Origin of the sequence: Neolewinella aurantiaca, assembly GCF_008014675.1 — a bacterium.
In the GTDB taxonomy this organism is placed as follows: Bacteria; Bacteroidota; Bacteroidia; order Chitinophagales; family Saprospiraceae; genus Neolewinella; species Neolewinella aurantiaca.
On sequence record NZ_VOXD01000011.1, the window covers coordinates 85,732 to 99,793 of the forward strand.

The following is a 14,062-nucleotide window of genomic DNA, read 5'->3' on the forward strand; positions in this document are numbered from 1 at the left end:
TTATGGTAAAGAACTTTACAACATCACCCCAACCGTAACGTAGAAGGTTCTTGGCGCACTGGGAATGATCCCGGGGCCCGGATAACCGGTCGCGCGCCGGGTGAAGTAAGCCTCGTCCAGCAGATTACTTACGCCGCCTTCGAAACTGAACTTACGCCACCGGTAGCTCAAAGAGAGGTCCATCACACCATAGGCTGGAATCTCTCCAACAATGCCCGATTGATTGTCGTCCTGATCCTGTGGTGCATTGGAAGCATCGGTATACTGCTCCGATAAATAAGCGTACTGTAACGAGCCCAGTAGGTTGCCGTAGCCGAAGCGAAGCCCGGTCTTAAGGTTAAGTACCGGTATAAACTCAACCTCATTGCCCGCTACACCGGCAATATCGGAGGAGAGGTACTCGGAGCGGGTCAGGCTGGTGTTAGCGAAGAACGTTAGGGTGTAAGGGGTGCCGTCCTCATTTTTGGTGTTGAGCAGGTTGTAATCAATCAGTGTTTCGAGACCATAGATGAAAGCGTCTCCGATATTACTCCGCAGACGAATGATGCGTCCGGTAGGTTGCTCTGTACCGGTTGCATCGATCTGGACTTCAGGGGTGAGCACTTCGCCGAGGCGACCGTTGTAGCGCAGGCCAAAGACGTTAGCCGTGTACGAAAAGCGGGAAATGCTGCCTCTGATTCCGGCATCTGCTGTGAAGCCACTCTCGTCCCGGATGTTCGGGTCTACCTGAAAACTGGGGTTTACGGTACGAATGTCGTTGAAGGTAACCGAGCGGTAATTCTGACTCACATTGGCGAAAAACTCCAACCGTTCCGAAGGGAGGTAACTAAGACCCAGGCCCAGAAGGACTTTATTGCGGGCAAAGTCGCGGTCGTCGGTAAACTCAGTGTCCCGGATTGGGTTGCCCGCCAGATCAAAGTCAATACGGCGGAATGAGCCCTCTGATTGAGTGTTGATGTATTCGTACCGGGCACCGGGCGTAATGCTTAGTTTGTCGGTCAGGTATAAAATATGCTCTCCGAAGAGCGCAACATTACGGTTCGGGAAAGTGAAGGCAGATTGATTGGGATATTCCGGAAATTCATTTGTCGCCAGCATGAAGTCAGCATCAGATCCGTTGGTACCCGGTCCCTGTAAAGCACTGTTGTCGGCCTGGTAATACTTGGCTCCCAGGAGGAATACTGCGGACCGCTTGCCCAGTTTGTAGCGGTGAAGAATTCTCGCTTCTGCCCCCCAGTTGTTGAACTCACCAACGATGAGGTCGCGGGGTGCGGAGAGGTCGTCTATCTGAGAAACACGGTTCGTCCGAAAGCCTACAGCTCTGCGGGCCGCATCGAGCGCGAAAGCGCTGATCGAAAGATTTGTCCGGTCGTTCAGTTTGTGGTCCCAGCGTAGGTTGTAGAGTTCCCAGTCTACCTCAAACCAGTTGCGGGTGCGGTTGCTTTGCAACGGATCTGCGTAGAATTGGGCGTCGGTGAGCCCCCCGGCTTGCTGAGCGAGGTAATCGAGGTAGGTGTACTCAAAACTTATTTTGCTGTTCTCGGCAAGCTCGTAGTCGAGATGCAGATAGGCGTTGCGGCTGTCGAAACCTGAATTGGGCCGGAAGCCATCTCCCCGCTTGTAGTTGAAGTATCCGTAGTAACCGAGTTTTCCGACCGTGCCACTAAGGGAGTTGAAGCTGGTAAAAAGCCCGTTGGAGCCAATTGTTTGTCGGCTGATGAGTTCGATCTTTTTGCGGGGATTCGGCTTGCGAAACACGAAGTTGACCAGCCCGCCAAACTGCGTGCCATACTGCAAACTGGCCGCTCCCCGGATTACCTGAACCTCGCTTAATGCTTCGGCAGGCGGGGTATAGTAGCTTTCGGGGTAGCCGAGTACATCGGCACTAATGTCGTAGCCGTTCTGACGGGTATTAAAGCTGGCCGACCGGTTGGGGTCGAGGCCCCGGCCTCCGATGCTGAGCTGCAGGCCGGCATCGTCTGATTCATAAATGTTGAGCCCGGATACCTCGGCGTAAATCTGGCGCGCCTGGTTACTCGCCAGGTTGACCGTGAGTGCATCCAGGCGAACAACCTCCGTTTTCTTCCCGGCGTAGATGGCCGTCCCCTCCACCGCACGGAGCCGCGAAAGGGAAGCTTTTTTCTTTCCTTCAGCAAGTACCGTTACGGCATCGAGGTCGAGTTGAAGCGGTACTAGCCGGATGGTAACCGCTTGAACCGGCTGACTAAAGTCAATGCTTTCCTGACGACTACTGAAACCTGTACCGAGGATGGTGAGGGTGAGTACGGGAGACTGGCTACTGATCGTTGCAATGCCTTTACGGTCGGTCGTGTACACTTGCCCGGTTTCTTCGGCAAAAATTTCGACTGCCGGCAGAGGCTGATTGTCTTCCTGATTCTGAATGGTGAGCGTAAGCGTATTCTGGGCGCAGACGCAGGTGCAAAGAAAGGTCAGGAGCAGGGTTAGGAGCACCGGAAATCGTTGCGGCGACAGCATAGTTTTTATTTTGGGTAATGGCGCTGTCCCGGGCTTTTTGTACAAGACCAACGATCCGCTGATCCCTGCCACACTATACCCTGAGAGGGAGCGGCCTCCGGAGAAACCAATCGTGTTATTCTTTTCCACAGGAAAAGGGGCAGGGGGGCCGGGGACGTTGTGTCTACAATCCATAAATAGTATCTTCAAAAGGCATCAGCCATTGTGTACGGGGCGTATCCTCGGTTATTGCCGACAGGTTGATATCGGGGTTCACATAAACCTGGCTGCCGCGTCCGTTCAGGGCTACGTAGCTCTCTGCGTAAACGGCAGGCAAAGGTCCGTCTTTTTCCTGATGCAGCGAAGCTAAATGATGAGCGAATTCAAGGATAAAGTCCGGTTGTGTCGCAAGTTGCTTGTTCTGGAAGGTGGTCAGGTAGTCGGCGGGGTTAACAATTTTACGTTTGCCCGTAGCTGGGTCTACTACTTTATAAGTAAGGTAGCCCGCTTTTTCCATCAGCATTACCCGCCAGCTGAAGCGGTAACCTTCTTCGGTCCAAAAGAGTTCTCCGGGATGAAGGAGATAACGCCACGGAAGCAGAAGATGGAGCACCAACACCACCCCGACAATTACCTTGCTCCAATCAACCCACTTTGCATCCAGCGGCCGCGCCTCCGAAACCTTGCTGTGGGCTTTACTCTCCGGCCACATGGCCGTCAGCCATTCTAGAATTCGGAGGTGGACCTTGGCGGGGAAGAATATCAGTGCGCTGACGATCATGATGTACGGGAACATTCCGATGGGAAAGAGCACACGGGTAAGCACGTGAAAAATGATTACGGCGACAAATGCAAGCGGACGGGTAGGGCGCCAAAGGAGGAAAAAGACAATGAAGAGATCGTACGCTGCGCCAGCCCACGAAAATGCATAGTGGACCCAAACCTGTTGCATCAGATCGCCCAGCAGCGGAATGTCGTACTTGGCCGGCAACCAGATCGACAACGGCTGGGCGTCGATCAGCCAGTCTGAATTCAGCTTGGCAAGCCCGGCGTAGAAGTACACGACCCCGACAAAGACTTTGAGGCAGTCTATCGTCCAGGAGGGGACAGTTGCGGCCTTATTCACTCCTTTATCTGCCGAGTAACAATTCGCAGCCGGGAGCCAAATCAGGACAAAACTGAGCAGCGTAATGAAGTAGTAATGGTTTAAATAGGTGGTTTTATCCATCAGCTCTATGTACGTGAAGCTGAGGAAAAAGAGTACGATAGCGATGCGGTATTTCCACCCGATCATTACCATTATTGCCGAAACAAAAGCTATGACAAAGAGCAGATATGTCCAGTTGCCAGGGGGCTTGACCCATTCGAAGTAGCGGTAGCTAAAGAAATAATCAGGTTCGAGGTAGAGCTTCTCGATCCATCCATTCCACCAAAAGCGAATAAGGCTAAGGGCCATCATGAACCCAAAGCCTATTCGGAATACGGCAAGCGGTGCTGCCGAAGTCGACGAAGCGTAATTTGAAGCCACTGGCCTGCCGTAATTGGTTTTTTAAACATGATCCCTGCGCACTAAGATTGGATCTTGAATTGCGCAGCCCCAGTCCTCTATCTCCGACTCTTTGCCGTTTGGAAATCAGTCACCATCGGCATCCACGTAATCTACGTTGATACTTAGTGCCTGCAGCATATCTACCTTCAGCAGAACGACGAGGCGTTGCATTTCATCGTAGAGCGTTAGCATAGCAACGTTGTCGGATTCAACCTGGTCCGAGAAGCTTTCACTAACCGATGCGGAGGCGGACCGGATAGCCAGAAACTGATCAGCTATTTTTGCACTCAGCAGTTCACCGTCCCTCGTTACGTTCAGTGCGTCGAGGTAATCAGCCAGGCCGTTATCATTGAAGAAGGTTTCCGAAGCCGAAAGGGAGGCAAGGAACAGAGTTTTCGAGTTGCCGGAGTAAAGCGCTTCTGCCCGGTCGGCCAGTGGCATATCACTGAATACACCAGCGGGAATGCCGACTTTCCCCGCACGGAGAAATTTCTCGTAATGGAAAATATAGTCGTTCACCGTACGGTCTACGCTGGCGGTAGCGGAGTTGCCATCGTTCTGGCCATAAGAGGCCACGTAAGCATCGGTCCACTCGCTCGCTGCGTTAGCGATGAGGTCACGTAGTGTGCTGGTGAGAGCGGCAACGTATTCGCGGCGCGCGCTTGCTGCGGGGCCTGTTTCCAGCAGAAGTCCGGAGTTGGCGTACAGCAAGTAATCCAGCGCCGGAAAGCCCTGCGCTACGGTTTGGCTGGGCAGGTCGAGGTTGTAGTCGTCCGCTGCGATGTTCTGCTCAATGAGTTCAGTATCGGTGGGGTAAGTATTGGCCCGGAAGCGCAGGTTGATCTCTTCAGCCCGGCCCATAAGTAACGGACTCACGGACTGCCACGCGAGGTAAGCTGCCTGGTAGTCGGCACGCAGTGCGTCGAATGCCTCGGCCGTTGGGGCGGCGGCGAAGTCGAAAGCTGAGGTGGTGAGCTGCTCTGTGGTTGCCCCTGCTTCGTCATAGGCAGGAACGATCACATCGTTGGCCCACCCGGTGAGCATCGCCTGGCGATCGAAAGACGGAAGCATTGGCCCGTCGTCATCGGTTCCTCCGTTATTCGAGTCGCAGGCTGCGATCGTCAGGAACAGAATTGCTATCGGCAAAAGAAGTAAACGTTGCATGATGCTTGGTTTAAGAAAGAATGTTAAACACCTGAAGGGGAAGCGTTCATGCTTAAGATGAAAGCTTCCCCTTCAATTGTTGAATGGTTAGGGCCTAGTTGGCCGCTGCTTCGAGGGAGAATCCTCCGCTAGAAGCGATTTCAGACGCGATGGTTTCAAGTGCTGCGGGGTCGATGTCCCAAAAGCCGTTACCATCAGCGTTGCGCAGTGTTGTTAGGTAACTTTCGGCAATATCTTCGCCGGCAGTTCCGTCAATGAAGCGAAGCGAGTAGACAAATCCGTACCCCTCGCTGAGGTCGTGGAATGCGCCACCCATATTACTGTCTTCGAGCGCTGCTTTACCCTGCATGAGGTAGTAAGCGGCACGTACGCGAATCACTTTAGAGAGCTCATCTTTGATGATACTTGCCTGAGCGTCACGCTCAGTATAGTCGGCAGCAACGATGGCCGCACGGCCACGACGGAAAGCAGCCTCGATGTTTGCAGCGGTATCGCTGAAGTCTTCATCATCGTTTACCCGCCCGAGGTACTTATTGAGGAAGTTGTCTGCGGAACCGAGGTCTGTAAGCGGCCCCGTTTCGTCTTCAGAAGCACCGAAGAGGTAGCCGTAAGCTTCATCCCAACGGTGCTCCATGGCGGTGTAAGACTCGTCGGTTTCAACGATTCCGGCAGTGTTGTCGGTGCGGCGGGTGCCTGAATCGAGTTGTAGCGGGCTGAGGTAGTGGTTGGCAATCTGATCGTACATAAGGCCGCCAATCAGGCTTTTCGCGAATGCCTGGTTGTACTCGAGGCCCCATGCGTTGACGTAACGTACGCTACTGCCATCAGCGATCTGACCAGGGGTTCCTGCTTCTGCCACCTCGCTCTGAGCGGGGAATACTTCGTTTACCTGTGCGCTGATCCAGCCGTCAAAGTCTTCTTTGATCTCAGCTGAAAGCACGCTGTTGGCAGCAAAAAGCTCTGAGCTGGCAGCAACTTTCGAACGGATAGATTTTGTAGAGGCATTCAGTTCAGCATCAGTGAAAGGGTTAGTCCCCTCAGCGTTGGTAAACATATTGTTGAGGCTCTCGGTGGTCTGGCTGAAGTCTGTAAACGAACTCACGAGTTCTTCCGCCATAGCAATACGTTCACTCTGGCCGGAGAAGGATACAGTAGACGCTCCATCACGCGAGAAAGCGTACGTGGTCGGTACATCCAGGCTGGGGGTAATGTCATCATCGTCCTCACAGGAAGTAGCGAAGAAAAGCAAAAAAAGACCTGCAAAAAGGTAAAGTGAAGTTTTCATAGCGGAAGCCTTAAGATGGGGTTGTTTTTATCTGTACTAAATCTTAATAGCGCAAAGGTAACGTCAGGATATTGAGGTGCGCAAGCTTTTGGAACCTTATTTTGATATTGTCTTAATAAGAGATTGAGGACTTTTGGCCGGTGACACGCAAGTATCGGATTACGAGGTCTTCTAAATCTTCAGACACGCGCTAACTTCCCTGAATTTATTTCAATGATTTAGTCACAGAAATAGGCGCTGGAAGGATAAATCCCGGCGATAACAGCACTTTCTTTAAGGTCGTTATTAATAACCCGGATGTCGTCGGCACTAAGCCCCCAGAAACCGAAACCATCTTCGTTGCGCAGTTCTTCGAGCAGGAAGTCAGATATAACCTCCATGTCGGCCGGAACGAAGTTGCCGGAATTCTGAGCGATAAAGCGGAGCGCGTAGATAAAGCCGTAGGCCTCACTAAGGGCATGGAAAGCACCACCCTGGTTAGCTGGCATGGCTTCCAGATCAGCGATGGCAGAGCAGAGGTAGTAATTGGCCCGCGCCGCGAGAACTTTGTTGAGTTCAGCCCGGATCATCACGGCGTGTTGTGGTACGATGTCGTCATAACGGCCGGCTACGATGGCCGCCCGACCCGTTCGGAAGGAGCGTTCTGTGATGGTTGTAATGGCGGTGAAACTGCCTTGCTCGGCTACTCTGCCGAGGTATTCGTTGAGGAAACTGTCGGCTTCGCCTACGTCGGTGAGAGGCTCCGCAGGGGTAGCCGAAGCGCCGAAGAGGTAGCCGAAAGCTTCGTCCCAGTAGTGTTCCATAGTCGTGTAGGATTCTCCGTCTACGGTGATTTCGGCATCGTTATCGGCTTGGTTGGTCCCTTCGAAAAGTACGTCGGAACTGAGGTAGTGGTTGGCAATCTGATCGTACATCATCGCTCCGATCAGGGCTTTCGCAAACGCCTGGTTGTACTCGAGCCCCCAGGAACTAACATAACGAACACTACTGCCATCGGCCATCTGACCCGCCTGGCCAGCAGAGGCCAGTTGGTTGCGGTTGGGGAATACCTCATTTACCTGATTGAAGATCCAACGATCGAATTCAGCTTTTACCTCAGCGGCTTCAACGGAATTGTCGGAGTAGAGGTCACGGCTTGCCGCAACTTTTGAGCGAAGGGATTTCGTAGAGGCATTCAGTTCCGCATCAGAGAAGGGATTGGTGCCTTCAGCGTTGGTGAACATATTATTGAGGTCTTCGGTCGTTTTATCGAAGTCCAGCATCGCAGCGGTGAGTTCTTCCGCCATTGCGATGCGAAGAGACTGGCCAGAAAATGAAACCGTAGATTGACCGTCGCGGGAGAATTCATACGTCTCAGGTACATCGATCGCCGGGGTATTGTCGTCATCGTCGTCACAAGCGGCAACGGTAAAAAGCAGGAACAGTCCGGCAAAGAGGTAGAGGGAAGTCTTCATCTGAAAAATTTAGTGGTCTCGTTTTGGGGAGTGGTTGTTTTTATCTGAACTAAGTCTTAATAATGCAAAGGTAGCCTTGCGGAGCCTTAGTGCGCAAGTGGGGGTGTCGTTATTTGGATTACATCCAGACAAGCTGTTTGCGCGACCGCAGGTGCAAAGGGGGCTTAATTGAAGGTATTTCATTCCCGGGTAGCGAATTTTCGCTAAATGTTCTATATTCGCCCTATAACCGATCATCATCATGCAATATATTTCCACACGTAACCTTCGTTTTGTCCTGAACGAAGTACTCGATCTTTCTAAAATCCGCAGCTTCGAAGCTCATGAAGCTTTTGATCACGACGCCACAGAAATGACACTGGATGCGGCCAAGCAGTTGGCCGATCAGCATCTTTTCCCTTTTTACCGGGAAATGGATAAAAACAAGGCTTACTATAAGGACGGCGAGGTACACGTACTTCCCGAAGTAGGGGAGAGCATGCGTACGCTTGGTGCGGGAGGATGGATCAGCGCCCTGTGGAACTACGACGAGGGCGGACAGCAAATGCCATCCGTGATCGGTAACGCCGCCGGACTCATCTTCCAGGCAGCCAACGGAAACATGGCTGCCTACAGTTTCCTGACTACGGGAGCCGCCAACCTCATCAGAACCTTCGGCTCTGATGAGCTCAAGGAGAGGTACCTCGCCAAAATGGCCGCCGGCGAATGGCAGGGAACTATGGCCCTTACGGAGCCTCAGGCTGGTTCTTCACTCTCAGACATCACCACCTACTACGAAGAGAACGAAGATGGAAGCTACAACATCAAAGGACAAAAGATCTACATTTCGGGTGGCGACCACAACGCGACCGAGAACGTTGTTCACCTTCTCCTTGCCCGCCAGAAAGGCGGCCCCAAAGGAATGAAGGGCGTCAGCCTTTTTGTAGTCCCTAAATTCCTGCCGACCGACGACGGCCTGAAGGACAACAACGTTACCACCGCCGGAATCTATGGCAAAATGGGCCAGAAAGGCTACGTGGCCGCTCACCTCATGTACGGCGAGCAGGGACCAACGAAAGGCTTTCTGGTCGGCGAAGAATTCCGCGGACTGAACTGCATGTTCCAGATGATGAACGAAGCCCGAATCGGTACGGGCATCATGGCCGCGGGCTCCGCGTCGGCGGCGTACTACGCCAGCCTGCACTACGCTAAGGAGCGTCCGCAGGGGCGGCACCCCGGAAATAAGGACGTCAACGCACCGCAGGTCCTCATCGCTGAGCACGCCGACGTGCGGCGGATGCTCCTTTTCCAGAAAGCCGTCGTGGAAGGAAGCGTTCACCTGCTGCTGCAGTCGTCTCTGTACGAAGACCTCAGTAAAGTGAGTGAAGACCCGGCCGAAAAAGAACGGGCTCACCTGCTTACCGAGCTGCTGACGCCTATTGCAAAGTCTTTCCCCAGCGAATACGGCAACGAATCGGTCAGCACCGGAATGCAGGTACTGGGCGGAGCCGGCTACTGCGATGATTTCCCGCTGGAGCAAATCTTCCGCGACATCCGCGTTAACTCTATTTACGAGGGCACAACCACCATCCATGGCCTCGACCTGCTTGGCCGCAAAATGATGATGAAGGGCGGCAAACCGGTAGAATACCTCATGCAGGAGGTGCAGGGCACGATCAAACTGGCGATGGCTAACGAAACGACCAGGCCGCTGGCCGAAACCCTTGCCAAAAGTCTCGGCGGCGTAAAACAAGTAATGGACCACCTCATGGGGATCGCCAGAACCGAAGACCCTAAGGTTTTCCTTGCCGACGCAACCATCTTCCTCGACTACTTCAGCCTCCACGTGATCGGATGGCTGTGGCTCAAAGAGGCGCTCGTAGCCGCCAAAACTCTGCCCGCCGCAGAAGGTCAGGATGATACAAACTTCTATAAGTCCAAGGTGGCTACCGCACGGTTCTATTTCAACTACATCTTCCCCAAGGTATCAGCGCACAAGCGCACGCTGCTGGCTACGGAGCGTATTACTTTGGAGACTGGGGCGGATTTATTGGTGTAAATAATTCAAACAAGGAAATGAATTTTTGGGTAGTGCTGTCCGTTGTGGACGGCACTACTTTTTTTACCCCGACCGCATCCTAAAGGAAGGCTCTTTGTAGCAACGCTTCCGGGATAAATTCTGAAAAGGGGTTTTCTCAGCTTCCGATCAGAATATTCCCATGCCTGCAAATTGCTGCCCCAGCACCGCCTGGCTGTCTCCTTCGAGCCAGTCGTCGATAATGCTGGCGTAACATTGCCGGAAGTCTACCTGGTGAATAAGGTCAGCGTCCTGCAGTCGTGAAAGGTTGGGGGCATCGTTGTAGAACCCGGCTTTTTTAAGTTTTCCTCCCATCAGGAACAGGTTGTTGGCAGTGCCGTGATCGGTTCCGCCGCTTCCGTTTTGAGCCAACCGGCGACCGAACTCCGAAAAGGTCATGATGAGCACATCGTCGAAGAGGTTGTTGGCCTTCAGGTCGGAGACCAGCGCCGCAACACCTTGTGCGTACTGACCGAGAAGCCTTTGCTGGCGCCCTTTCTGACCAGCGTGGGTATCGAAACCACTAAGGCTGGCGTAGTAAATCTGGGTGGCCGTGTCGGCTGTAATGAGTTCGGCGATCTGCTTCAAGTCTTTGCCAAAAGCTACGTTAGGGTAATCGGCAGTGGCTTTATGTACCCTCGATTGCTCGTAGAGGTACGCTGCGGCATCGGTAGTTTCGGTGAGGGTTTTGTAGAGATAGCCAAGGTTTCCGCTTTGAGAAACCCCGGTAGCCTGCAGATTTTTCAGGCGGGTATTGTCGACGGCCTGCCGCAAGCGTTTGGCGTCGCTCATGGCAAATCCGTTGCTGATCTTTCCCTTCATCGCCAGGCTCAGCCCGTCGTTCACTTCCAGGGCATGGTAAGGTGGCTTTCCGACACAGGCACTGTCAAGGTAGCGACCGATCCAGCCACTCGACCAGTTCTCGGAGGCGGGGCTGCCCGTTTGCCAGATGTCCATCGACCTGAAATGAGACCGGTCGGGATTCGGGTAGCCGACGCTATTGACGATGCATAGCTCTCCCTGATCGTAAAGGTTTTGCAGCGGCGCGAGCGCAGGGTGCAAAGCTTGTTTTTCGTTGAGTCGTATGACCTCATTTGCCTTGATCGCCAGCGACGGACGCTTCTGGTAGTAAATATCGTCGGCGTACGGAACAACCGTATTCAATCCGTCGTTGCCGCCCGACAACTGTAGAACGATGAGGATTTTCCCGGATCGGGAAGCCGTAGTATAAGCTGAGGCCATGCTCCGCAGGAAGGCAGGAGTCATCATTGCGGTAGAGGCCAACGTGGAAGCCTGAAGGAAGGATCTGCGGTTCATGCTCGTGGTTTTTATCTGGATGGTTGAAGGACGACCGGTGAGAAATAATGGACGACAATCTGGTTTGCGCCCGGAATAATCCGGATCAACAGAGTTGGTATTCGGGCAGCGACATCAGCCGGAGGGCAACCAGTGCCGCACTGGGTTTGGGACCGGTTTTGAAGTCGGGTGGGGGAGTAGCCAGCAGAAGCGTAACCAGAGAAGCAACACCTTGCTTTCCATCAACCTGCCCTGCATCCTGCGCCAGCGCCGCTAAAGGAGTCGTATTGATCTCTGCGTTCAGTCGTTTTAGCTGCCTTTTATTTTCCTGCTCCAGTTCCGGAGCCAGCTCGAAGTTGAAATCGGCCGCCTGAAAAAGCGCAGCGGCAAGGTTCAGGCGCAGTAACAGCGTGGAGTTGTCGATCCAGGTGCGGCCGCCGGGCCACCCGGCGACGTTGGGCGGGCGAAATAAAACCTGCCCGAGAGCAAATTGCAATCCGATGAGACCCTGGGTAGCGATGTTGCTGACTTCGAGCTGCCGCATCGTTCCCGCGAGCAATTCTACGGGAGATTTAATCTTGTTGCCGGTGTTTTCAGATGCGTAAAACCAGTCACTCGAGAAAACAGACCGCATCAGCGCGGCAATGTCGTAATCCAAACTGCGGAACTCGGCCGCCAGCGTATTTACATGGCTTTCATCCACCGTATCGTTCACGAAATGACGGTAGACTTTCCGGCAAATAAAACGAGCAGTTTCTTCCTGTTCAAGGATGATGTCGATGATGTCTTCGCCGTTGAAGTTTCCGGTTTTACCCATGAAGGTTTTTGTGCCGTTATCGTGTTGGCGCGCGCGGAAAACGTATTCTCCCGCAAGGTTGCCAGACCAGCCCGTGAAGGCACGGGCAGCTTCTTTCACATCCATTTCGGTATAATGGCCGCGCCCGATGGTGAAGAGCTCCATCAGTTCGCGGGCGAAGTTTTCGTTGGGCGAGAATTTCCGATTCTGCTGGTTGTTAAGGTAGCGGATCATCGCCGGGTCGCGGGCAACGGCCAGTACGAGGTCCCGGAAGTTGCCCAGTCCGTGTGCCCTCAACGTGTTCAGCTGCCGGATGGCAAGTAAGCCCGCTTTCACTTCGCAGGCAAAATGGCCGTGCCAGAAAAAGCACATCCGCTCCAGCAAACTGCTTTCCCCGGGGGCTGCCATCCGGGAGAGCCAGTTGTGGTTGATGCTCATCATCGCCTGACGCTCCATCTTTTGCAGTTCCTTTCGTCGGGCGGCGGCCATCATCCCTCCCCGGGTGTATTCCGGATGGTCGCCTTCGGGCAATGGAGCCCGGGACTGCGCGCGGAGGAAGAGATCATCGATAGCCTGATCCAGCGACCAATTCCGCCTGTCCTGCCATTCAGATGGGCTGAGACCGAAGCCCGCGCGTCGGTATAAGTGAAGGAGCTTATTCATGAACGAAGCTTTATGCTGACCAATAGACTGCCTGAGTCGGGTTTGGTTTAGTGCCTGTTCCCGATTTAACGTTTTGGTCAATTTTATCAGGAGATTACTTACTTTGTGATTTAAGTAGTGTGTACCCTTATAATTGAAAGATGATAAAATTTTCTGTCCTCTGTGTCCTCTGTGTCCTCATGATGCTGAGTTGCTCACAGCGCAACGTCGCTCCCGAAGGGCTTAGCCTGGCGAGTGGTAAGGTCGAGAGAGTTGAAGACTTCAACTCTAAATTTATTCCCGCGCGAAATGTAGACGTATGGTTGCCTGAAGAATACTCAGACACCAGGCAATACGCAGTACTCTATATGCACGACGGACAAATGCTGTTTGACTCTACAACCACCTGGAATAAGCAGGACTGGGGCGTCGACGAAACGATGGCGAAACTCATTGAGACGGGAGAAATCCGGGAGACCATCGTTGTCGGAATATGGAACACTGAGTTTCGGCATTCCGAATACTTTCCGCAGGAGCCCTTCGAAAACCTGCCCGAAACTTATCAGGATTCTCTTTTGAGCTCTGGTGGAGAAAACGGGGCGTCGTCATTATTTAAGCGTGAAGTTTATTCTGACAATTACCTCAGGTTTCTGGTGGAGGAATTGAAGCCTTTCATTGACAGCACGTATTCCACGCACCCCGGGATGGAAAATACCTTCGTTGCGGGCTCAAGTATGGGAGGATTGATATCAATGTATGCAATTTGCGAGTATCCCGACGTCTTTTCCGGAGCCGCTTGCCTGTCGACACATTGGGTCGGGATTTTCGATACTCTCAACAACCCCATTCCCCTCCTGTTTTCCGACTATTTGGAAAAGCATTTGCCCGATCCCGGAAACCATAAAATCTATTTTGACTACGGAACAGAAACACTCGATGCGCTGTACGAGCCTTACCAAATCATGGCCGATTCTATCATGACAAAAGGTGGTTACAACGCGTCGAACTGGAAGACCCTGAAGTTTGACGGAGAAGACCACTCCGAAAGGGCCTGGAATAAGCGTCTGGATATCCCGCTTGAGTTCCTGCTCGGCAAGAAGTAACACTAAGCACTGGTTAAACGTTGGGTTTTCGGGCGCGGACGCAGGATGCAAAGATGGTTTTTTAGTCTCCTTCTCTGGCGTCGGAGGCCCTCTCTCTGTGCTGAGCCGGGGGCGAAGCGTGATGGTGAAAGAGACCGACGTATGGTGGCCAACGGGGATTTTCAGGGTAAACACAATGTAAATCAGAGGTTATTTAACATTGAGCATGATTCCTCTGATTTAACCGGCGCTATTTCTTATTA

Annotated in this window: 9 protein-coding genes; 2 read left to right on the plus strand and 7 right to left on the minus strand. The window is 53.0% G+C overall.

Going from position 1 to position 14,062, the window contains the following annotated elements; all coding sequences use genetic code 11:
* Positions 1–15: 15 nt before the first annotated feature.
* From FUA23_RS08915 to FUA23_RS08935, 5 genes are all read right to left on the minus strand, one after another.
* Positions 16–2,496 (minus strand): TonB-dependent receptor domain-containing protein, encoded by a 2,481-nt coding sequence (locus FUA23_RS08915; RefSeq protein WP_147930390.1) that lies wholly within the window; start codon positions 2,494–2,496, stop codon positions 16–18.
* A 163-nt stretch (positions 2,497–2,659) separates the two neighbouring features.
* The gene (locus FUA23_RS08920) at positions 2,660–4,003 is read right to left on the minus strand and encodes an HTTM domain-containing protein (protein WP_246144116.1); all 1,344 of its coding nucleotides are present in this window, start codon (positions 4,001–4,003) and stop codon (positions 2,660–2,662) included.
* A 105-nt stretch (positions 4,004–4,108) separates the two neighbouring features.
* A complete protein-coding gene (locus FUA23_RS08925; RefSeq protein WP_147930391.1) occupies positions 4,109–5,188 on the minus strand; it encodes an imelysin family protein in 1,080 nt (359 codons plus the stop codon).
* Between the two features lie 94 nt (positions 5,189–5,282).
* Entirely contained in the window at positions 5,283–6,473 is a 1,191-nt protein-coding gene (locus FUA23_RS08930) for a DUF4856 domain-containing protein (protein WP_147930392.1), read from the minus strand.
* Between the two features lie 218 nt (positions 6,474–6,691).
* Entirely contained in the window at positions 6,692–7,927 is a 1,236-nt protein-coding gene (locus FUA23_RS08935) for a DUF4856 domain-containing protein (RefSeq protein ID WP_147930393.1), read from the minus strand.
* Between the two features lie 241 nt (positions 7,928–8,168).
* Between FUA23_RS08935 and FUA23_RS08940 the strand changes: the two genes are divergently transcribed.
* Positions 8,169–9,965 carry an acyl-CoA dehydrogenase gene (locus tag FUA23_RS08940; RefSeq protein ID WP_147930394.1) on the plus strand — a complete coding sequence of 599 codons (1,797 nt, stop codon included), beginning with the start codon at positions 8,169–8,171 and terminating at the stop codon, positions 9,963–9,965.
* 147 nt (positions 9,966–10,112) lie between these two features.
* Here FUA23_RS08940 and FUA23_RS08945 read toward each other — a convergent pair whose 3' ends face one another.
* Positions 10,113–11,300: a DUF1501 domain-containing protein gene (locus tag FUA23_RS08945; RefSeq protein WP_147930395.1), complete on the minus strand. Its 1,188-nt coding sequence runs from the start codon at positions 11,298–11,300 to the stop codon at positions 10,113–10,115.
* 85 nt (positions 11,301–11,385) lie between these two features.
* On the minus strand, positions 11,386–12,738 hold the full coding sequence (locus FUA23_RS08950; RefSeq protein ID WP_147930396.1) for a DUF1800 domain-containing protein: 1,353 nt from the start codon (positions 12,736–12,738) through the stop codon (positions 11,386–11,388).
* Between the two features lie 140 nt (positions 12,739–12,878).
* Between FUA23_RS08950 and FUA23_RS08955 the strand changes: the two genes are divergently transcribed.
* Entirely contained in the window at positions 12,879–13,820 is a 942-nt protein-coding gene (locus FUA23_RS08955) for an alpha/beta hydrolase (RefSeq protein WP_147930397.1), read from the plus strand.
* Positions 13,821–14,062: the final 242 nt, after the last annotated feature.